The sequence below is a fragment of the Shewanella baltica genome, from assembly GCF_900456975.1.
Lineage (GTDB): Bacteria > Pseudomonadota > Gammaproteobacteria > Enterobacterales > Shewanellaceae > Shewanella > Shewanella baltica.
The window spans coordinates 867316-887805 of record NZ_UGYM01000002.1 but is presented as its reverse complement, the minus strand read 5'-3'; the positions used below and the strand labels follow the sequence as shown (position 1 = coordinate 887805).

The 20490-nt window shown below is 44.9% G+C and carries 19 protein-coding genes; 8 read left to right on the top strand and 11 right to left on the bottom strand.

All coding sequences use genetic code 11. The features are described 5' to 3' along the window. Window positions 1-115 precede the first annotated feature (115 nt). Window positions 116-1096 (bottom strand): chemotaxis protein, encoded by a 981-nt coding sequence (locus tag DYH48_RS03930; RefSeq protein ID WP_006082671.1) that lies wholly within the window; start codon window positions 1094-1096, stop codon window positions 116-118. A 386-nt stretch (window positions 1097-1482) separates the two neighbouring features. Between DYH48_RS03930 and DYH48_RS03925 the strand changes: the two genes are divergently transcribed. Beyond that, window positions 1483-1914: a thioesterase family protein gene (locus tag DYH48_RS03925; RefSeq protein ID WP_012089849.1), complete on the top strand. Its 432-nt coding sequence runs from the start codon at window positions 1483-1485 to the stop codon at window positions 1912-1914. Between the two features lie 329 nt (window positions 1915-2243). Here DYH48_RS03925 and DYH48_RS03920 read toward each other — a convergent pair whose 3' ends face one another. Then, the gene (locus DYH48_RS03920; RefSeq protein ID WP_115334102.1) at window positions 2244-3737 is read right to left on the bottom strand and encodes a putative bifunctional diguanylate cyclase/phosphodiesterase; all 1494 of its coding nucleotides are present in this window, start codon (window positions 3735-3737) and stop codon (window positions 2244-2246) included. Window positions 3738-3831: 94 nt separating this feature from the next. Continuing rightward, entirely contained in the window at window positions 3832-4674 is an 843-nt protein-coding gene (locus tag DYH48_RS03915) for an HDOD domain-containing protein (protein WP_006082674.1), read from the bottom strand. 341 nt (window positions 4675-5015) lie between these two features. Between DYH48_RS03915 and trhP the strand changes: the two genes are divergently transcribed. From trhP to DYH48_RS03900, 3 genes are all read left to right on the top strand, one after another. Continuing rightward, the gene (gene trhP / locus DYH48_RS03910) at window positions 5016-6383 is read left to right on the top strand and encodes a prephenate-dependent tRNA uridine(34) hydroxylase TrhP (protein WP_012587063.1); all 1368 of its coding nucleotides are present in this window, start codon (window positions 5016-5018) and stop codon (window positions 6381-6383) included. A 4-nt stretch (window positions 6384-6387) separates the two neighbouring features. Then, window positions 6388-6639, top strand: coding sequence for a YfhL family 4Fe-4S dicluster ferredoxin (locus DYH48_RS03905; protein WP_006082676.1), 252 nt, complete (start codon window positions 6388-6390; stop codon window positions 6637-6639). 498 nt (window positions 6640-7137) lie between these two features. After that, window positions 7138-9027: a S8 family peptidase gene (locus DYH48_RS03900; RefSeq protein WP_115334101.1), complete on the top strand. Its 1890-nt coding sequence runs from the start codon at window positions 7138-7140 to the stop codon at window positions 9025-9027. Window positions 9028-9145: 118 nt separating this feature from the next. Here DYH48_RS03900 and ubiT read toward each other — a convergent pair whose 3' ends face one another. Continuing rightward, the gene (gene ubiT, locus DYH48_RS03895; RefSeq protein WP_106651277.1) at window positions 9146-9679 is read right to left on the bottom strand and encodes a ubiquinone anaerobic biosynthesis accessory factor UbiT; all 534 of its coding nucleotides are present in this window, start codon (window positions 9677-9679) and stop codon (window positions 9146-9148) included. Between the two features lie 137 nt (window positions 9680-9816). Here ubiT and ubiU point away from each other — a divergent pair, with 137 nt between their 5' ends. Next, window positions 9817-10827: a ubiquinone anaerobic biosynthesis protein UbiU gene (gene ubiU / locus DYH48_RS03890; RefSeq protein WP_115334100.1), complete on the top strand. Its 1011-nt coding sequence runs from the start codon at window positions 9817-9819 to the stop codon at window positions 10825-10827. A gap of 41 nt (window positions 10828-10868) precedes the next feature. Then, the gene (locus DYH48_RS03885; protein ID WP_115334099.1) at window positions 10869-11801 is read left to right on the top strand and encodes a U32 family peptidase; all 933 of its coding nucleotides are present in this window, start codon (window positions 10869-10871) and stop codon (window positions 11799-11801) included. An 82-nt stretch (window positions 11802-11883) separates the two neighbouring features. Here the strand turns inward: DYH48_RS03885 and DYH48_RS03880 are convergent, their stop codons facing one another. Next, the gene (locus DYH48_RS03880) at window positions 11884-12597 is read right to left on the bottom strand and encodes a DUF998 domain-containing protein (protein WP_115334098.1); all 714 of its coding nucleotides are present in this window, start codon (window positions 12595-12597) and stop codon (window positions 11884-11886) included. Window positions 12598-13291: 694 nt separating this feature from the next. On the opposite strand from DYH48_RS03880, the gene DYH48_RS03875 reads away from it, so the two are divergent. Beyond that, a complete protein-coding gene (locus tag DYH48_RS03875; RefSeq protein WP_115334097.1) occupies window positions 13292-14650 on the top strand; it encodes a YjiH family protein in 1359 nt (452 codons plus the stop codon). 892 nt (window positions 14651-15542) lie between these two features. Here the strand turns inward: DYH48_RS03875 and ybiA are convergent. From ybiA to DYH48_RS03855, 4 genes are all read right to left on the bottom strand, one after another. Beyond that, on the bottom strand, window positions 15543-16073 hold the full coding sequence (ybiA, locus tag DYH48_RS03870; RefSeq protein WP_256613023.1) for a riboflavin biosynthesis intermediates N-glycosidase: 531 nt from the start codon (window positions 16071-16073) through the stop codon (window positions 15543-15545). Continuing rightward, entirely contained in the window at window positions 16060-16476 is a 417-nt protein-coding gene (locus tag DYH48_RS03865) for a hypothetical protein (RefSeq protein ID WP_115334096.1), read from the bottom strand. The genes ybiA and DYH48_RS03865 overlap by 14 nt, the downstream gene beginning before the upstream one ends. 103 nt (window positions 16477-16579) lie before the next feature. Continuing rightward, entirely contained in the window at window positions 16580-17020 is a 441-nt protein-coding gene (locus DYH48_RS03860) for a hypothetical protein (protein WP_172481149.1), read from the bottom strand. An 86-nt stretch (window positions 17021-17106) separates the two neighbouring features. After that, window positions 17107-17367 (bottom strand): hypothetical protein, encoded by a 261-nt coding sequence (locus DYH48_RS03855; RefSeq protein ID WP_115334094.1) that lies wholly within the window; start codon window positions 17365-17367, stop codon window positions 17107-17109. A gap of 581 nt (window positions 17368-17948) precedes the next feature. Between DYH48_RS03855 and ltrA the strand changes: the two genes are divergently transcribed. Continuing rightward, complete coding sequence (ltrA, locus tag DYH48_RS03850) at window positions 17949-19298, top strand: group II intron reverse transcriptase/maturase (RefSeq protein ID WP_115334093.1); 1350 nt, start codon at window positions 17949-17951, stop codon at window positions 19296-19298. A 59-nt stretch (window positions 19299-19357) separates the two neighbouring features. On the opposite strand, the gene DYH48_RS03845 is transcribed toward ltrA, so the two are convergent. After that, window positions 19358-19948 (bottom strand): hypothetical protein, encoded by a 591-nt coding sequence (locus DYH48_RS03845; RefSeq protein WP_115334092.1) that lies wholly within the window; start codon window positions 19946-19948, stop codon window positions 19358-19360. Between the two features lie 110 nt (window positions 19949-20058). Then, window positions 20059-20388: a CPCC family cysteine-rich protein gene (locus tag DYH48_RS03840; RefSeq protein WP_115334091.1), complete on the bottom strand. Its 330-nt coding sequence runs from the start codon at window positions 20386-20388 to the stop codon at window positions 20059-20061. Window positions 20389-20490: the final 102 nt, after the last annotated feature.

The following is a 20490-nucleotide window of genomic DNA, read 5'->3' as shown; positions in this document are numbered from 1 at the left end:
TTTTTACTTTTATATCGTTTGTCATTGAAGAATCTCTCAAGACCTTGGTAGATGCGATTGGCATTTCTAGTACTAAGTATCTGATATTCAAATATCGCAGTTTAATGAAATGACATTACTCTTCGAATACGTATTTATCTATCATACCGACCATACGGCCAATTTCGGGTTTAGTAATAGTGTCATTTGCCCCCAATGCCATCGCCTTTGTGCGGTTATCCTCGCTCATTAGGGAAGAAAACATCACAATCGGCATTTGTTGGTATGCCTTGGATTCTCTTAATCGTTTAACCAGATGCATCCCATCCATGCGAGGCATTTCAACATCCGTGATCACGGCACTGACAAAATCAGAAATAGAGGCATTATCTTGTTCAGCCAGACTCTCAAATTCCATTAGCATTTCAAGAGCATCACCACCATCTTTGGCGGTAATAATGTTGTAACCTGCGCTGCGGAGCGTATTTTCAATCATTTTGCGAATGAAGGCTGAGTCATCGACGATTAAAATCGTTTTCGCTTCACGTTTTGCCAGCATTTTGTCATTTATCAGCACACTCCTATCGAGCGTGACATCGTACTTATCCATACTCAGTTCAGGATTGATATCGGCAATAATCTTCTCAAAATCCAATATCATAATCAGCATGCCATCACGGCGAACCACAGCAACGACACAATCATTTTCACCCGCTTCTAAAAATTGACTCGGTGATTCAACTTGCTCCCACGACACCCGATGAATGCTACGAACGCTATCTATTAAGAAACCATTAATCATCTTATTAAAATCAGTGACGATAACGACTTTGTGGGTTAAATCCTCCGGTGTAGAGATCCCGAGCCAACCTGCAAGATCGACTAAAGGGATCAGCTTTTCTCGCAACGAGAACACCCCCACCATATGCGGCTGAGCATTGGGATAATCTGAGGTTTCTGGCACCCTAATCACTTCCCTCACTTTGGCGACATTGATCCCGTAATGACACACTTTATGGCCTCCATTAGGGAGTATCTTATGCAGATGAAACTCAATAATTTCGAGTTCATTTGTGCCACTTTCGGTCAATATTTCTGATTTTTTTATTTCGCTCATATAAAGCTCTCAACCTAGCAAATCAACTTAAGAAAGGTATTCCAGCTATCAGTATAGGAAGGGATTAATGATTTAGGCACGCACTTAGACACGATAGTGTGATTTTACTGCCTGATTAGCGTGATATTTCTTGATCATGGATTGATCAGAGACTTACTTTTATCGATAAAATAGGAAAACGTCCCATAATCGAATCTCATTGCTTTTTCAGCAGTCACATTTCAATCATGATCAAACTCATCATGCCTGCTGCCAACCTCAAATAGCCTTTGCGCTACACAACCGCGCTTTTGTATCTCTGTTTTAAAGGTTTTTTAGAGGTTTTGTTTAAAGAGATAAGCCGCTAAACTATTGCGCAATAAAACTATCTAAAATAGCCGTAATCCATGCTGCAATTTAGCCCGACCTTCTCCTTCCCAGTGCAAATCTACTATGAAGATACTGATTTTTCTGGCGTGGTGTATCACCCTAACTTTTTGAAATACTTCGAGCGTGCCCGCGAGCATGTGATTGGTGCCGAGCGTTTAAGTGCGTTGTGGCAACAAAACCAACTGGGTTTTGCTGTGTATCGTAGTGATATGCTGTGCCATGAAGGGGTGGAATTTGCCGATATTATCGATGTTCGCACTAAGTTTTACTTTGAGAGTAAATACCGTACTGTGTGGCAGCAGGAGATTTGGCGCCCACAGGGTAAAAAGCCTGCGGTCACAGCCACAATTGAAATGGTGTGTATGAATCAAGCCCGCCAACTAGCGCCTATGCCGGCAGATTTAATTGCCGTCTTAAGTCAGGGTTTTGTTTCAAGCGAACAGAACTAATACACTTACGCACGCGCGATTTCCTGAGCTGACTTTCGACATAAGCGTAAGCGGCGATTACAAATAGTAGCTGTTACAAAAGTGACTGCAACAAAAGCCTCTGCAAAACCACTTCAAACAACAGCAACTTGAATAGGTGCGTTAGGAATACACTCAGATTCAGTTGAGGCGCCTTAGTGAACTTGAGTTACTCGCAGTGGATTTAACGAGCTGTTGATGTAACTAGCCATTAATTTAAGTGGCCCTAATTTTAAGTGCACTAAATTTAAGTGGCCCTTAATCAAATTAGCACAGGGGTTAATGAGCATTAGATTTAGATGGCATTGGGTTTACATGGCATTGTGCAGCCGGGCCCAGTTCATTTCCAGTTCTGCAGCTCTCATGGGCTTAGCGTAATACATGCCTTGTAGGGTATCGACGCCCATAGCGACGAGTATCTCTCTAATTTCAGGGGTTTCAATCCCTTCGACAGTCACCTCATAACCGAGTTTTTTAGCAATATTAATACTGGCTTCGAGGATATATTCCGACGGTTTATCCTGCTCAAGATCCTTTAGAAAAGCTTTATCGATTTTGACTTCATTGACGGGTAGATGCTTCAAGTAAGCCAGTGAAGAATGACCGGTACCAAAATCATCAATTGCGAGCCTCACCCCTAAAGCACGAATTTTATCTAAGGTTTCGACCGCCTTAGTTAAATCCGCCATTAAGGTACTTTCCGTAATTTCAATCATTAAGGATTCGGGCGGAAGCTTGTAATGCGCCAATCTCGCCGCAATTTCTTGGGGCAAGGTTTCACTGTCGAGATCCCGTGTAGATAGGTTGACTGCGACGCACAATTGTATCCCTGCGGCGCGCCATTTTTCCTGCTGCGCTAAAACCTGATCGAGTGCCCATTGGCTCACTAAATCAATCATGCCGGCATATTCGGCTAAAGGGATAAACTCACCTGGAGAAATAACCCCAAGCTCGTCGTGTTCCCAGCGTATCAAGGCTTCAACCTGAAAACACCTTCCCGTCGCAATATCCTGTTTCGCTTGATACACCATATACACTTGATTGCGTTGCAAACCTTTAGGCAAGCTATCGATAATTCTCAGTTCTCTTAACTGTTGAATATCATCATTCTCGGCATAGTAAGCAATCGCGCTACGAGAGTGACGGGCTTTCTTCAGCGCCAAATCGACGCGACGTAACATCTGACTCGTGTCGGCGTGGTGTTCTTGTAAATGCACACAACCGATTTGAAGTTTAACGCTGACTGGCGTGTTCTTAATGCTAAAAGGCACCTGTAAACGGCCTCTTAAATGAATGAGTTGCTCCTCAGTCAACGCTTGCTCGTAATATAGGCAGAACTCATCACCATTGAGCCGAGCGATTAATCTTGGAGATAAACTTAAGCTGTTTAACCGTTCTGCAAATTGCTTTAGCAAGATATCGCCAAATACAAACCCAAAGAGATCATTTACATAGCGAAATCGATAAATATCAATCAGCACTAGCGTCCCTTGAGTCAGCGGCATCATGGAGGTCAGCGCACGTTTAAGGCCTACACGGTTCACTAGTCCAGTCAACTTGTCCTTACCCACGCTTGCGGGTAAGGCCTTCAATAATTCATCTAAGGTATGGTAGAGAGGCGCAAACTCTTGGGGAACGATGCTAAGGTCTAATGCTTGGCGTTCAATCTTTTGTTGTTCTAGCTGGAGACAAAGCTGTGCTAAGAATTTTTGCTGCGACCGTAGCGATCTATATTTTGCCTGCAGTATATACAATGAAAATATCAATAAAATGAGCGAAGCAACAACTAACCCAATTTCGAACATACCTTGGCCTCTGCTTTACCGCGTAAGCTTATTATCAAATGGCACTGCAATTCAGTGATACGGGCGCCATTTGAGTTCCATTTAGGCCTAACGATTATTGGTAACTTTCTCTAATTGAATGGAATTTTTCCATAAATTCATCACTGGCTAAATCATCGGTTGTCACGGGTAAACCACGGGCGACAAACACACCAAGACGTTGTTCTAACTCAGTGCCAGCACGTAATTCACCTGTATAGAAGGCCGCTGCACGGATAAAGTCGAGATAGGTGACGTGATCGGGCAGATAAGGTAAATCGGCCCAGCGCTCAACCACTTCCATCACTTCGGTAGAAAAATCCCAACTCTTTAACACAGCACGACCTAAGGGCCCCTGCATTTTACGAACGAGCGCGCGTAATTGATCAATGCTCGTAAATAAATGCGGCTGCGCCTCAGCTTCGGTCAACACAGGTAAAGCGCCAATGTTATGTACGAGTCCGGCTAAGGTTAAGGTATCAAAATTTAATCGACTGGTTGAATGGCGTTTATTATACATCTGCAACATGGCACAGGCGGCGGCAGTCACATCGATTGAGGTGCGCCACACTTCGTCCATGACTTCCCACACCATTTCATTGGTGGAAATGAACAATTGCTCCATCGCCACCGAAGTCGCGATGCTTTTAATTTGGATTAAACCAATGCGTGAAACCGCACTGTTAATGCTTTCAGCAGGAACGCCTCGGCTATATAAAGCGCTATTGGCCACCTTAATAATACGGGCAGAAATCGCCGCATCTTGGCCGATCACTTCAGCCACTTGTTTAAGGCTCGCATCGGAGCGTCCGACCACTTCTTGCACCCGCATCGCCACTTCAGGCAACGTCGGTAGCACTAAGGCATCATCTTTTAGTTTTTTTAATAAACTGACTAACAGTAGATGTTCGGTAGACATCTTAACTCCCATCAATCTGTAAACATGAACATTGGATAGTTGGAGTATATCAGCTGACCGTCATTAGATACGTAGAAAAAAGCAACGGACGTTAATAAATTGTATGATTGCGTTATCAATTTTGGCTTAATTATCGGCTGTAATCTTCTGCATCAATCATCACCAGAGCTGAAATGTTTCTCGCTGCTTGCTCAAAGCTAAACGCGCTATATTCGTAAAATGTGAAGTACCACTAAAGTTAGTAAGGGCAATTTGCATAACCCTACTTTCATTGTGTAAAATCCCGCCCCCGCGCACCGCGCCATTTATTCATCGATTAATTAACCAATTTGAGAGTGATTATGTTTAAACCTGAGCTGCTGTCTCCAGCTGGAACCCTGAAAAACATGCGCTACGCCTTTGCCTATGGTGCAGATGCCGTGTATGCCGGTCAGCCGAGATATAGCCTAAGGGTACGTAACAATGACTTCAAAATGGAAAACCTTGCCACAGGCATACAAGAAGCCCATGCGCTGGGTAAAAAGCTGTATGTTGTGAGCAACATAGCGCCCCACAATGCCAAGCTAAAAACCTATATCAAGGACATGGAACCCGTAGTGGCGATGAAGCCAGACGCGCTGATCATGTCCGATCCGGGTTTAATCATGATGGTACGTGAAGCGTTTCCCGATCAAGTGGTGCATTTATCCGTACAAGCCAATGCCATCAACTGGGCCTCGGTCAAGTTTTGGCAAACCCAAGGCATCAAACGCGTGATCCTGTCGCGCGAATTATCCTTAGATGAAATCGAAGAAATTCGTCAACGCTGCCCAGATATAGAACTCGAAGTGTTTGTGCATGGCGCCCTCTGCATGGCGTATTCAGGTCGTTGTTTACTCTCGGGTTATATCAACAAACGCGATCCAAACCAAGGCACTTGTACTAATGCTTGTCGCTGGAAATACGACGTGCACGAAGCGCAGCAAAACGACAGCGGCGACATCATTGCCATGCCTAATGCAGTACAAATCGAAACTCCGACGACTTTAGGTGCAGGTGCGCCCACGGATCAAATCTTCCTACTACAGGAAGCCAATCGTCCCGGCGAATACATGCCAGCCTTTGAAGATGAGCATGGTACTTATATCATGAACTCTAAGGACTTACGTGCTATTCAACACGTTGAGCGCCTGACAAAAATGGGCATAGACTCACTTAAAATTGAAGGGCGCACTAAGTCTTTCTATTACGTCGCCCGCACCGCACAGTTGTATCGCCGCGCGATTGAAGATGCTTCATCGGGTAAAGATTTCGACCGCAGTCTAATGAATCAATTAGAAGGCCTAGCCCACCGTGGTTATACCGAAGGCTTTTTACGTCGCCATGTGCATGATGAATATCAAAATTATGACTATGGCTACTCAGTCAGTGACACCCAACAATTTGTGGGTGAGCTAACGGGTAAACGCAACCTTGCGGGACTGGCTGAAATCGAAGTGAAGAACAAGTTTTCCGTTGGCGACAGTGTCGAGCTGATGACGCCGCAGGGCAATATCAGTCTGACGATTGAACAACTTGAAAATCGCAAGGCTGAAGCGGTTGCAGCGGGCTTAGGTTCTGGGCACACTGTGTATCTGCCCGTGCCAAAAGAAGTCGATTTGAGCCACGGTATTTTGCTGCGTAACCTGCCCCAAGGTCAGGATACGCGCAACCCACATGAACTAGGTTAAGGTCATGGCATTACTGATCGACGATAGCTGCATCAACTGCGATATGTGTGAGCCTGAGTGTCCTAATCAGGCCATCACTATGGGCGAAGAGATCTATGAAATCGATCCCGACCGCTGCACCGAATGTGTGGGGCATTACGACAAACCGACTTGCGTGTCTGTCTGCCCAATTGATTGCATCGACCCAGATCCAAACCGCGTCGAGTCCAACGACGAACTGTTAGTGAAATTTGCCGTGTTAACGCAAAAAGCTTAATCACTTCGCCAGACCGAGTGGTTATCTAACCTCTCGGTCAAATCTACCTCATCCCCGCCTAAAACAATGCAACAGACATGCATATAAACAGTATGCAAAACTATTTAAGCGCATAAATCCGAGCATTCATTCCTGGTTTACTAAAAACACTACTTTAGACTGACGCTGATTTAGTTCTGTCTGTCAAAAAACTAACAGACGATATTTATCCCTTCTTCTCAATTTATAGTTCAAGACATAATGTCGCTTGATAAATCACCAATTTTACAAACGTTGTTACTTTAATAGACTGAGAGTTATTATTTTGACACTTATTTGTACAGCTCAATAGTCATCCCAGTAAAAATTCACTCAGGCCCAAATTGTAAATCAAGTGTTACATTTTAATATTGTGAATGAGTTAAGCCTTAAGCATTAAACTGGGCAGGTTGAAAATACCTTCTACATTGGATTATGTCTCGAAGTCCGTGGAGACATAAAAAGAAAATGGAGTTCAACATGCATAAGAAACATTTAATAGCAGTCGCAGTCGCAACTGGACTTGCTTACTTCCCTGTTAACGCTAATGAATACCAAGCGACTATGGTAAGTGTCCCACAATCTAAAGCCATCAAAGATACTTACATCGTTGTATTCAATACCCCAAGTGTTCTTAATCTAAGTAATAACAACACCATAGCTGAATTCGCGGTTAAACAAGCCGAGAGTTTAGTCAATCAATATGATGTCAGAGTGATGAAAAACTTTGGTAATGTGCTCAACGGTGTACTCATCAATGCCAGTGCCCAACAAGTTAAGGCACTGCTTAAAGATCCAAACGTGAAGTACGTAGAACAAGATCAAGTGATGTCAGTAACGCCCATGATGGAAGCCAATGCGGACCAACCGAGTCCGACCTGGGGCATAGACAGAATCGATCAACGCAACTTGCCATTGGATAACAACTATCACACGGATTACGATGGATCTGGTGTGACCGCCTTTGTTATCGATACTGGGGTGCTTAATACACATAATGAGTTTGGCGGCCGCGCAAGCAGTGGCTATGACTTTATCGATAATGATTACGATGCGACTGACTGTAACGGTCATGGTACACATGTGGCCGGGACGATTGGCGGCTCAACCTACGGTGTCGCGAAAAACGTCAATGTGGTGGGTGTCAGAGTGCTTAACTGTTCAGGTTCTGGCAGTAACTCTGGCGTGATTGCAGGGATTAACTGGGTGAAAAACAATGCTTCTGGCCCCGCTGTCGCGAACATGAGTTTAGGGGGCAGCGCCTCCCAAGCCACGGATGATGCCGTCAATGCCGCTGTTGCCGCAGGGATCACCTTCGTCGTCGCAGCCGGCAATGATAATAGTAATGCCTGTAACTACTCCCCAGCCCGTGCCGCAGATGCCATCACTGTCGGTTCAACCACCAGTAACGATTCCCGCTCGAGTTTTTCTAACTACGGGACTTGCCTTGATATCTATGCGCCCGGTTCGAGCATAACTTCCTCTTGGTATACCTCAAATTCGGCGACCAATACCATTAGTGGCACCTCAATGGCATCCCCCCATGTGGCAGGCGTCGCGGCATTATACTTAGATGAAAATCCTAACCTCTCCCCCGCACAGGTGACTAACTTACTCAAGACGCGCGCCACTGCGGACAAAGTCACAGATGCTAAGACAGGCTCACCGAATAAGTTACTGTTTTCACTTGCAAATGATGATGGTGGCTGTGGCAATGATTGCCCCGTTGACGAGACTCAGCTGCAAAATAATGTGGGTATTGCGATCAGTGGAGCCACAGGTTCAGCGACTTATTACTATATCGATGTCCCCGCAAATGCGGCAAGTTTAGGCATCAACCTCGCGGGGGGCTCTGGCGATGCGGATATTTATGTGAGCCAAGGACAAAAACCGACGACGACCAGCTATCAATGCCGCCCATATCAAAATGGTAACAATGAGAGCTGTAATTTCACCGCACCTGCGGCGGGTCGTTGGTATGTGATGGTTCAAGGCTATAACAATTATGCTAACGCCCAGCTTACCGCCAGCTACAACCTTAATGGCGGCGGAAATTGTACCGATGCGAACTGCTTAACCAATGGCGTACCTGTCACGAATTTGAGCGGAGCAACGGCAACTGAAGCCCTGTATAAAATCGTCGTCCCTGCCAATAGCCAGCTGAATATTGCCACCAGTGGCGGCACTGGCGACGTGGATCTGTATGTCAAAGCAGAGACTGTCCCAACGACCACCAGCTATGATTGTCGCCCCTATAAAAATGGTAACAATGAAAGCTGTTCGATTACCGTGACTCAAGCGGGAACTTACCATGTGATGTTACGTGGTTATGCTAATTACTCGGGCGTTCAACTGAGTGCAAGCTACTAGCGAGTGAATCGGTTCAGTGAGTTTTGAATCAAACTCAAGCCCACTAAGGTAACAACTGAGTGGGCTTTTTAGTAGTTTATTCAGAAGGCTATCTCGCCAAGTAGCATTAATAGCTTGATTAATAACTTGGAGACTTAGCGAGAATAACCGTTGGTTTGGCTTCGAGTTGCAGACGCTCGATCACAGCGGCGAGCTTTTCAACGCTAAGGCGAATTGGGGTCGGCATACTGGCAAATTCGATGCTGAGCAGCAAGTTTTTCACTTCGAGCCCTAATTCTGTATCGCCTTCAATACTCAACTTACGCTGGAAGAATAGCGTGTCGGGATCTTCCTTTGCTGCTGCCACTAACACCAGTTCAGCCGAGTTGGCACTAAAGCTCACCTGCGCATCGGTCAACTCTCTGACTTGCCACTTGCCATTAAAACTCACCTCAAAGGCCAGATTTAAATCATCCACTCGGATCGCAACCCATTTATCACTCAAAAATCCAAGTTCATCATCTGCAGCTTGCTCGGCGAGTAATAGCCCAAGTAATTGGCTGATCACTTTCGCTTTGAGGCTAAAGGGCATTTTAGCAAGGGGAAAGCCAATGGCTTTTGGAGTGAATTCTAAAAGTTGCTGAGCGATTTTTGCGGAAAAAACAGCGGACATGGCGTAAACCCTACAAGAATAAAACATATATATCCCAGTTTATCGGGATTTTATGATCTTAAACCTGTTTTAAATCAATTCATCGCCATTCAATCTTACCTACACTCAGCGGCTATCATTTTATCGGGAGCATCACTATGGAGCTGTTGTGTCCAGCAGGAAATCTGGCCTCGCTAAAGTCGGCATTGCATGCCGGAGCCGACGCAGTATATCTAGGGTTAAAAGACGACACCAACGCGCGCTCGTTTGCAGGATTAAACTTTACCCCAGCAAAATTGCAAGAAGCCACTGAGCTGACGCAAAAGCACGGCAAGAAAATTTTTTTGACCTTAAATACCTTTCCAAAACCGGGCGAAGAGCACCGTTGGCATCAGGCTATCGATCTCGCTGCAAAACTGGGAATGGATGCGTTGATTGTTGCCGATCTTTCTTTGCTCGATTATGCCCATAAACATTATCCACACTTACCGCTGCATTTATCGGTGCAGGCCAGTGCGACCAATCTGGGTGCGCTCAGCTTTTATAAAGAAGCTTTTAACATCGCCCGAGTCGTGTTGCCGCGGGTGTTATCGATGAAACAAGTGCGTGACCTTGCCAAGGTCAGCCCAGTGGATTTAGAAGTGTTCGCCTTCGGCAGTCTATGCATCATGGCCGAAGGTCGTTGCCAGCTGTCGTCCTATGTGACGGGTCAATCACCCAACACCGGCGGCTCTTGTTCACCAGCAAAACACGTGCGCTGGCATGAAGAAGGACAGAACCGATTAACCCTGCTCAACGATGTGTTGATTGATAAGTCGGCCCTTGATGAACAGATGGGTTATCCCGTGGTATGTAAAGGCCGTTACATCACGGAAGATCAAGATTCGCCGCAGTATTTGCTCGAATCACCAACCAGTTTAAATACCTTAAGCTTACTGCCCGAACTCGCTAAGGCAGGCATAGTGTCGTTGAAAATCGAAGGCCGCCAACGCAGCCCAGCCTATGTTGAGCAAGTCACGAGAGTTTGGCGTCAAGCCATAGACACCTATCTGGATAACCCAGAACTGTACTCAACAAGCCAAAACCAACCCCATTGGGAACAAGCCCTTGCAAAAGTTTCCGAGGGTCAAATCACTACACTTGGCGCCTACGAGCGTGATTGGCAATAAAAGGTTAATGAACAGAGCGCCAGATTAACAAAGGACAAGTTATGCATATTTCCCTAGGCCCGCTGTTGTATTGCTGGCAAAAACAACAGGTCAGCGATTTTTATCAGCAAGTCGCCGCGAGTCAAATCCCCTTAGTGTATTTAGGCGAGGCCGTCTGCAGTCGCAGACGCGAACTCAAATGGGGCGATTATCTAGAGCTGGCACAAATGCTCAAGCAGGCGGGTAAAGAAGTGGTGATTTCAACGCTGGCATTAATCGAAGCGCCATCGGAATATACTGAGCTTAAACGCCAAGTCGATAACGGCGAATTTATAGTCGAAGCGAACGATATGGCGGCGGTCTATCTCGCCAACGAGCACAAGCTGCCCTTCGTCTGCGGCGCGAGTATCAATAACTACAATCGCGCCAGTTTAGACATTTTGCAGCGATTTGGGATGCAAAGGTTTGTGATGCCAGTGGAGCTATCAAAGGCTTGGCTTAGCCAAGTGATCCAACAAAAGCCGCCATTTGAAGTAGAGGTCCTCGGCCACGGCTATTTGCCCCTCGCCCATTCTGCACGCTGCTTTACCGCTAGGCACAAACAGCTCACCAAAGATCATTGTGAAACGGTGTGCCGTGAATACAGCAAAGGGCTACTCGCGCAAACCCAAGAGCAGCAGCCTTTGCTCAGGCTCAATGGGATCCAAACTCAATCCGCTAGTTGTTTAGATTTACGCAGTGAAATAACGACAATGGCGCAGATGGGGGTCGATGTGTTTCGGGTATCACCCAGTAGTTTTGACTGCATCACCACAGCCAATGCCTTGGTCGATGCAATTAACACGCCTGAAAATGCTCAAGACTTCTCGATTGGCAGCGATGCGGACCTAGAGAGAACCCAGTGTAACGGCTATTGGTTTGGAGAAGCAGGCCTTGCTGTGCATGCCAATCCTAGCCAGATTCAGAGCCTAAACATGAGCCAGAGCTTAATCTAAGTGAGAATCGGAGCGGGAAACATAATCTGAATTTAAGCCAACGTCGACGTTAACTTAAGGAATGAGTTTAACCAGTGAAGTTTCACTCTTGGCTGGTTCGATCTTGGTTGGAGTGTAACTGGCTGAAAAGTAGCACAGTGGTCCAGCACAATAGACTCCCCAGCCCTATCCATTCCAGTAGGGCTGGCCACCACAAACTAGGACGCGGCAGCTGCAATACCATCTCATGATAAAACGGCCTATCGCCTTCGGTCAAACCTAAATCCAATTGCGGCGCATACAGAAACGTCATCATGCTGCACAGCACAATGAGGGCTAACAACCCAGTCCAGCGACCAAAATGAGACTTGCCGAAAAAAACTAAAGCTAAGTAGAAAATCGCACTTAAGCTTCCCAGATAGAAAAACCATTTCAGCCCTAAAACGTGCAAGTGATACACGTTCACCGGAAATAATCCCACGATCGCTAAAGCTAAAAAAGTGCATGCCAGACTGATAAAAAAGGGATATCCCCAAAAAGATGTCACTTGTTGTAACGAAGACAAACAATAAAAGACGAGACTTAAACTGCCAAAGAACAATCCCCCGTTGAGGATCACAGCAAAAGGAGAATGACCATAAGTCCCCAATTCGCTTAGGGTATGATTTAAAAAATTAAAGCGATGGGATTCGGCGTCGTCAAATCCTAAAACAGTCATCACAATACCGATTAAAAGCCCAAAGATCCCCAGAAAACCAAACTTAATGGCCAGTGTCGAGCCGCCTTTAATCTTAACCTTCTCTACTTTTGCAGTCATGAATACTTGAGTTGGATAGGAATGATACTAACTTACATGGAAATGAGAAGATTTAAAGCGGCGGGTATCCGCTTTATGAATAATATTTTTACTTTCATCGTTATTAGCGACTTTTTAGTCAGCCTCCAAAACATCAAGATGATGAGGAAGATCACTATTATCTCTAAGCAGATTTAACTGCCTGTCGCATAAAAATGTACCGAGCAGCAAAATACACTGAACATAAGCGTGGCATTCTTAAAGCGTGCTTACCCACGCTATATAGAAAGTGTTATCACGACAGTCCGTTTAAATCGCACAAAAAACCAACCGATAGGGCTAAAAGGCTAAAGTTGCTGATGTTTTTTCGTGCAAAAATAACATCTCAATCGTTTTGACTACATCATAATGCAAGCGATTAACCCCTCAGAAACAATAAACCATAACACCATGTTTATAATAATTTTTTATCTGAACCCCCCCGAAAGCATCGACCTAATATCACCGACAACTTAAGTAAAATAACTATGCTGTTTTGCTGCTTATATCAAACTAACTAGCGAATCGTTTTACATAGACAAGCTAAGCGAGTAATCTTCCCCATTCTCGTTTTTGAGTTGAATTTAAATGCACCTTAATTGGCGTCAACAGCGCGTTACGTGCGGCTATTAATTCAAATTTACCATGTACGACTCGTACTTTAAGGTGTACAAAATTGACTACTGAAAATAAAAATCGAAACATTAAGACGATACTCACCTTTATCGTCCCTTCGCTGATCGGTCTGTTGTTATTTATGACCCCTATCAGCTACAACGATGCGATCACTATTCCAATCGCGATTATCTCTAAAGCACTGCAAGGCGCATTGAGCGGCGTGTTAACCCTCATAGTGACGATGATTATCGTGGCTACGGCGCTGGCCTCTTCGCTGTCAAAAGCATTTAAGCCTAAGTTTGTGGCCCAGAATCACTTCCTTAATGCCTTATTAAATGTCAGTCCTTTATGGTTGATCACGCGGATCGTAGGTGCGGTGTTTGTTGTGCTGACCTATTTAGGCTTAGGCCCAGAGGTCATTAACTCCTCAAGCACAGGTGCATTAGTCTTAAACGACTTACTGCCCGTGTTGTTCTCCGTCTTTATCTTTGCGGGTATGTTGTTGCCGCTGCTGCTGAACTTCGGTCTACTCGAACTGTTTGGCACACTGCTAACCAAAATCATGCGCCCCGTGTTCAATCTACCGGGTCGCAGTGCAATTGATTGTATGGCCTCATGGTTAGGTGATGGCAGTGTCGGTATTTTACTGACCAGCAAACAATACGAAGCACGTTTTTATACCCAAAGAGAAGCGGCCGTTATCGGCACAACCTTCTCGGCGGTATCGATTACCTTCAGCCTAGTGGTGATCTCACAGGTTAAATTAGAGCACATGTTTGTGCCCTTCTATTTGACTGTGTGTCTCGCTGGTTTTGCGGCGGCTGTGATTGTACCTAAGTTGCCACCGCTGTCGTGGAAGAAAGACAACTACATAGACGATACCCCACGCATGCCAGATGATGAGCTGATCCCCGCGGGTCACAACGCTTTCTCTTGGGGTTTTGATAAGGCCTTAGAAAAAGCCGCCAGTGCCGGTGGCATCAAAGCCGTTTTGAATGAAGGCGTTAAAAACGTTGTCGATATGGTGTTTGGCATTATCCCTGTGGTAATGGCAATTGGTACGCTAGCGCTGATTATTGCCGAGCACACGCCTATCTTTAACTATCTGGGTATGCCGTTTATTCCATTACTCGAATTGCTGCATATTCCTGAAGCCACTGAAGCCTCTAAAACGATTGTGGTGGGTTTTGCGGATATGTTTATTCCGTCAATTCTGGCCAGCTCAATTGAATCGGATATGACTCGCTTTGTGATTGCGGCCTTGTCTGTGACTCAGTTGATCTACATGAGCGAAGTGGGCGCATTGCTTATCGGCAGTAAAATCCCGGTGAACTTTGTTGAGCTCTTCGTGGTGTTTATTCTACGTACCTTAGTGACACTGCCTGTTATCGCGGGTGTAGCGCATTTATTGTTCTAAAAGCTAACGGCAACAATAGCTCAGCTAAAAGGGGAGTCAGGTTAACTGACTCCCCTTTTTGCACTAACTCATACACGAACTGGCTGATTTGATTATATAGCGTGACTTAATCGTACAATCTCCACTCGACACCACACAACTCACTTTTGGACAAAAATACGTTAGATTTAATGCACTAAAGATGAGTGATAGTACCAACAAAGTTATGGCGACCAGATTAGTTTAGTTTGACCCAGCATATTCATTGACTGATATCCACTCTCACAGGCTTGCCATGACATTCGCTCGTCAACTCGGTGAATAGAAACCTAGGTTTTCTGATCTTATGAACGAGAGCCATGGACGGCGAACTGGCAGTTAAACAGGGACGTTGTTCAAGTCCGTCCTTGGATGCTCGACCGCCCCGTCCATAGGGCGGACGGTCGTCTCGCTAATCACCATGGTTCCACCTTTCGTGCATTCGCGTAATCTGTAGATTTAAAGACATACGTAACATACTTTTGGACCGATATGTGTTGGAGACTAATGTTTGGGACCTGTAATTTTAGTTGTTAGCAGTTTAGCGTTTGCTGATATCCACTCTCACAGGCTTGCCATGGCATTCGCTCGTCGACTCGCAGCCAGTCCGTCCTTGGATGCTCGACCGCCCCGTCCATAGGGCGGACGGTCGTCTCGCCAATCACCATGGCTCACCTTTTGGGCAATAGTGTAACCAGTCTGTATGAAGGAGATACCCAGCAAGCTTTGGGACAAAATCGTGTTAGATTTTTAGCTCGAATTAGTGAATTTCGGATTAACATTTCTATGTGTTTAACGCTTTGCTTTGCGGCGCGCGTTAGCGCGTCCGGTGGAGGCCACGCTTTTTGTGGCCGTAACAAATAACAGCCACTTGTTATATTTCATCGCGAACCTTAACCAAAATTTTTCCTAGTTTATTTTGGCCAGTCCCATCTTGACCACAACCCCAATAATAGTCACCTGGAGCATTCTCAACTATGTCTTGGGTTCCTGTGAACTTAAGTAATGCTGCTAACTCAGGATGGGTTTTGAACTTTTTCAGGACTGCTTCATACATAATGTTGTCCTTAACTTTTTCCCAATCAGTTCTTATGGCTACTTTCCGGCTCCTGCCAAGTTCAGCAGCAATTTTGGGGGTATGGGCTGTTCTGATTCTTTCTTGATACTCTTTACTCTCAAATTTTTGAGCCTGAAAGTAGTGTTCCACTGTGGGCCACCAAACCCCGTCCATCTCAACACCGAACTTTGAGAAGTTACTAAACTCTCCAAACTCATCTGTCTTTGTATAGAAAAAGATCGTCATGCTGACCGATGAAATATAACGCTCGGCTTTGGGGCGAGTGCTTTTTACGCGTCCCGCCGCGCTTTCCAGCGGCAACAACAGCCGCTTGTTAAATCTCGCCACGCTGATACTCCAAATACTTTTTAGCTTCATCTTTAGTTATGTCATCAGTTGATTCATTACTAGAAACTGTCTCTAAAATCGATAACCATTCTGATTTTTCAGCTTCAGGAACACCGTTAATTATTCTGTTTACCATCCACAAAGTAAGAACTGTAGGCTTACGCTTCAATGATTCTTTCAAAGCTTTGTGATAATCATTTTTTTCTTCTAAGAAGTGAACCAATGGCCCAGGCGATCCTAACTCTTTGTCATGAGATTCTTCCATGAATCTAAATATCGCTGGAATAGCATCCCTCTTATTTGGAAGCTTTTCAATACGTTCGATAAAGTCATAAAGCATTCCAAGATCTGCTTCATGACATTCATCAAACTTTACTTTGTTTAATTCGATCTCGAAATCCATATCGTACTACCTAAAGAGATTTAACGCCGCCAGCAGCGGCCGAGTGAAACGAGGTCCAGCGACCGTAGGGAGCGATGCTGGCTGGCCTTGTTATGAGCTTTTGCTAGTGCCACAACAAATTATTCTTATAGTTCGCAGGAGGTTTTCCATCAGTAGTTAACCCTAAGTAGTAATAAAAACTCACCATTTTACCGCCAATGTCGGCGGAACCAACAAAATACCAATGATCTGTATAAGACACTAAACCGAAGTGTGAGCTATGAGAAGCCTCTGAAACTTTAATTTCAGCCCCCTTAAGAAGAGACGCAACATCCGTTCCGCGAGGACAGGATTTGAAGCCATGGTTTTCATATAGCTCGTTTACGGGTAAGCCTTTCGTAAACATTGCATTATTATCAACAGTGCAAATGAAAGCGTTCTTTTCTAAATGCTTTATGCCTATGTCACCTTCAAATTGAGAACTATCTGAAACATTTTTTATGGTTGTGCAACCAACCAAGAGAATTATCAGGCTACAAATTAGTAAGTTATTCATATGGCTCATAACGCCCGCCACACACGCGAGCAACTTGTTGCGAGTCGAGCGCCGAAGGCGCGTTGTGCTGGCGATTGTTATAAGCAACCTAATGATTAACTTGCATTAAAATTAAAAATTTTATTAATGAGGTAAAAAATCAAGCCGTAGCTTAGAAAAGCCAAAACTCCGATGCTAGCCAAAAATGAAATTACATTCAAATAACCTATTTGCTCAATAGGTACATTTTGATCATGCTCAAAACCAAACCACAAACCAACGATGTTGAGCAATAAAACAAATGAGAAACTCGCAATACCAACCCCAAGTGTATAGATGAACTGCTTAATAAGTGGGCTATTAATTTGAAATTTCACATCACTTCCAGTTGCTCATAACGCTTTACTCAGCGGCTGCGTTAGCAGTCCGATGAAGTAACTTGTGTACGCCCAGCATGGGCATGAACTAATGAGGTGAAAGTCCTCTGTAGGAAGATCACCGTTCAATAACATGCTGTTATTAAACGTTAACTACTAGCGAATGGCAAGGGCTTATCCGCGAGGATTGGTTTGAAGGAAGCCGCTAGCAAATTTGCGAGCTGATGAACAAGAACATCATATGAGGCGTAGGCTAGAGGTGAGTTGGCACAAGACGACGAAACCACGTGATCTAATGGCCACCGTAAATGATGCAGCAGTGCAAAGAAAGTTCATGCTCTTATCTGGGGAGATCTGTTTAACACGCGATCGGTCATTAACCAGTCAGGCTCTGGTTTATAAGTGCCTTGGCTTTTCAGTGTCATCGACAGAAAAGAGCGAACCAGATGAAAACCGATAGCGCATGACGGGGCAACTCGGCATGTGATTAAGCAGAAGTCAGCAGACGGCATAGTAGCCCAACGCCCATCGTAATGGATGGGACATGGTGAAGGCCTGAACATTTAGAAGAAGGAGGAGTCTTGTCAAACTTGTTGATACCCACTACGTCGCCAGACGATTACTATCAGCAGCGTATTGATATGCAACCGGCCTTCAACAGCGATTTATTCCAACAACTGCTTCAGCCTGAGAATCTACACCGAGCTTGGCGACAGATTAAAGCCAATAATGGGGCGGCTGGTATCGATGGCATGACCATCGAAGCCTTCCCGCTTTGGGTGCAGCAAGGCGGTTGGCAACAGTGTAAATCTCAACTTGAGTTAGGTGAATATCAACCCTCAGCAGTCAGACGCGTAGAGATCGACAAACCCGATGGCGGTAAACGCAAACTGGGTATCCCTAACGTCATTGATCGTGTGATACAGCAATCAATTGCTCAAATTCTCACGCCGTTGTTTGACCCTTCCTTCTCGGCCAATAGCTTCGGCTTTAGACCGAATAGGAATGCCAAACAAGCAGTCTTGCAAGTCAGGGATATCATCAAACATAAACGCAAATTTGCCGTCGATGTTGATCTGTCCAAGTTCTTTGATCGAGTAAATCATGATCTCTTAATGACTCAGTTAAGGAGCAAGGTACAGGATAAGCGTCTGCTGGCGCTTATTGGTAAATACCTGCGTGCTGGCGTGATGATCAACGACCAATTTGAAGCAAGCTTCGAAGGTGTACCTCAGGGCGGCCCACTCTCACCATTACTATCAAACATCATGTTGGATAGTCTGGATAAAGAGCTGGAAAGCAGAGGGCATCACTTCGCCCGCTACGCGGATGACTTTATCATCTTGGTCAAGTCTCAACGAGCGGGCGAACGTGTCCTCAAGAGTATTACTCGCTATCTTGCCACTAAGCTAAAACTGGTTGTTAACGAACAGAAAAGCCAAGTGGTTAAGGTAGGCCAAAGCAAGTTCCTAGGGTTTACCTTTAACCGCGGAAAGATCCAGTGGCATGTCAAAACACTGCACATCTTCAAACAAAAGATAAGACGACTGACAAACCGCAATTGGGGCGTTAGCATGGGATATCAATTGTTTAAAGTACGGCAATACATGCAAGGCTGGATCAACTACTTTGGCATAGCCAACGCTTATCAAGGGTGTGTCGATTTAGACCATTGGATCCGTCGTCGAGTACGTATGTGCTACTGGCGTCAATGGCGAAAGCCACGGACTAAGGTACAAAACTTACTTAAACGTGGCGTCAGGATCCAAGCTGCCGTTGCTTGTGGGATCACAAGTAAAGGCCCATGGCGGAGCTCGAAAACACCAGGAATACAGCAAGCGCTGAGTAATGAGTATCTTAAGAAAGCAGGATTGTATTCACTGAGAGATGGATGGATCGCGGTTCACTATCCGAACCAGAAAACAGGTTAGGCGTTCTAAATGAACCGCCCTGTGCGGAGCCGCATGCAGGGTGGTGTGGGGGCTGGAGGCTAGATACCTCCGGCTACCCGATTAAGGCCCTGGCTACGCAAATATGCTGACAGAGTCTCGTAATTATTTAGATGATCTTCTGAATAGGCAGGCAAAATATACAGCCCTAGACTAGCGATCAATTCGAACATTTCCAAACAATCCTTCTGATTTTTATATTTAAAGTGAATTGTCCAGTTGTCCTCGAACCAAAGTTCAACACCTAAACGCACAAATACTAAATTGGTTGCATAAACAACATCAAACAGGTTTGCAACATATAAGCCTAAGTCATCACTGCCAATAAAACGCGAAAACTGCAACTTTTGCTTAGTATTGCGGCCAATGTACTTATATTTAATCGGTTTTTCCAACTCAACAAGCTGTGTCAAAAACCTTTTGATGATTCCGTTCCAAGCTCTTATCTGATCATCTGTTGCATCAGCAATAATACTTAAAGAGTCAGATTCATATAGCCAATGATCAAATACTGTCACCGAAGCACAGCTAAAATCCTCTGCGGTACAATCTTCGTTGTACTTCAACAGAAATGAGAACTTTCTAGAAAGTTCTTCATTTTCATTTTTAGACAGATTACGGAAATTTCTCATTATGGCCTTAACTCCGCAAACACGCGACCAATACCGGAATTCTCATTTTGTGCGAATATCTTCTCGCACAAAACGAAGCGGAGAGTATTGGATCGCCGTGCTTTGCCTTGTTATAAGCTTCTTGGTTGATGTACATATTTAGACCGTTCTTGCTCAGGGATGACATGTTTAACCATTTCTTCTTCACATGCGCCGAAAGAGTGAAAATTATCACGACCCTGCCTTAAAGTAATTGAGTGATTAGGGCCGGACGGTTCATCCACATCATCTATATCCTGCCCATCATCTTCCCAAAAGCAAATTGGACATATTAAATAGTTTCCACGTTCTGCCAAAGAGATGTAATCACAACAAGGACATTGCTCACGCGGAGTAGGATCTTCAGGTTCATACCACTCAATCGGCTTATTTTTGAAGATACTGACTATTTTGCTGAACATTACAGTGCCTTATAACATTTTATTAGTGCGCATGCGCGTTTACCTCATTAGACCAGTAAAAACGCGCACAGTTAACTATATGTATTAAAAAGAACTTATCAG

Excerpts from the sequence above, each read along its gene's own strand:
- DYH48_RS03860 (WP_172481149.1), bottom strand. The coding sequence starts at position 17,020 with ATGAGCCATATGAATAACTTACTAATTTGTAGCCTGATAATTCTCTTG.
- DYH48_RS03900 (WP_115334101.1), top strand. The coding sequence starts at position 7,138 with ATGCATAAGAAACATTTAATAGCAGTCGCAGTCGCAACTGGACTTGCT.
- DYH48_RS03865 (WP_115334096.1), bottom strand. The coding sequence starts at position 16,476 with ATGGATTTCGAGATCGAATTAAACAAAGTAAAGTTTGATGAATGTCAT.
- DYH48_RS03920 (WP_115334102.1), bottom strand. The coding sequence starts at position 3,737 with ATGTTCGAAATTGGGTTAGTTGTTGCTTCGCTCATTTTATTGATATTT.
- ubiT (WP_106651277.1), bottom strand. The coding sequence starts at position 9,679 with ATGTCCGCTGTTTTTTCCGCAAAAATCGCTCAGCAACTTTTAGAATTC.
- DYH48_RS03885 (WP_115334099.1), top strand. The coding sequence starts at position 10,869 with ATGCATATTTCCCTAGGCCCGCTGTTGTATTGCTGGCAAAAACAACAG.
- DYH48_RS03915 (WP_006082674.1), bottom strand. The coding sequence starts at position 4,674 with ATGTCTACCGAACATCTACTGTTAGTCAGTTTATTAAAAAAACTAAAA.
- DYH48_RS03880 (WP_115334098.1), bottom strand. The coding sequence starts at position 12,597 with ATGACTGCAAAAGTAGAGAAGGTTAAGATTAAAGGCGGCTCGACACTG.
- DYH48_RS03925 (WP_012089849.1), top strand. The coding sequence starts at position 1,483 with ATGCTGCAATTTAGCCCGACCTTCTCCTTCCCAGTGCAAATCTACTAT.
- ubiU (WP_115334100.1), top strand. The coding sequence starts at position 9,817 with ATGGAGCTGTTGTGTCCAGCAGGAAATCTGGCCTCGCTAAAGTCGGCA.
- DYH48_RS03930 (WP_006082671.1), bottom strand. The coding sequence starts at position 1,096 with ATGAGCGAAATAAAAAAATCAGAAATATTGACCGAAAGTGGCACAAAT.
- DYH48_RS03845 (WP_115334092.1), bottom strand. The coding sequence starts at position 19,948 with ATGAGAAATTTCCGTAATCTGTCTAAAAATGAAAATGAAGAACTTTCT.
- DYH48_RS03840 (WP_115334091.1), bottom strand. The coding sequence starts at position 20,388 with ATGTTCAGCAAAATAGTCAGTATCTTCAAAAATAAGCCGATTGAGTGG.
- DYH48_RS03905 (WP_006082676.1), top strand. The coding sequence starts at position 6,388 with ATGGCATTACTGATCGACGATAGCTGCATCAACTGCGATATGTGTGAG.
- trhP (WP_012587063.1), top strand. The coding sequence starts at position 5,016 with ATGTTTAAACCTGAGCTGCTGTCTCCAGCTGGAACCCTGAAAAACATG.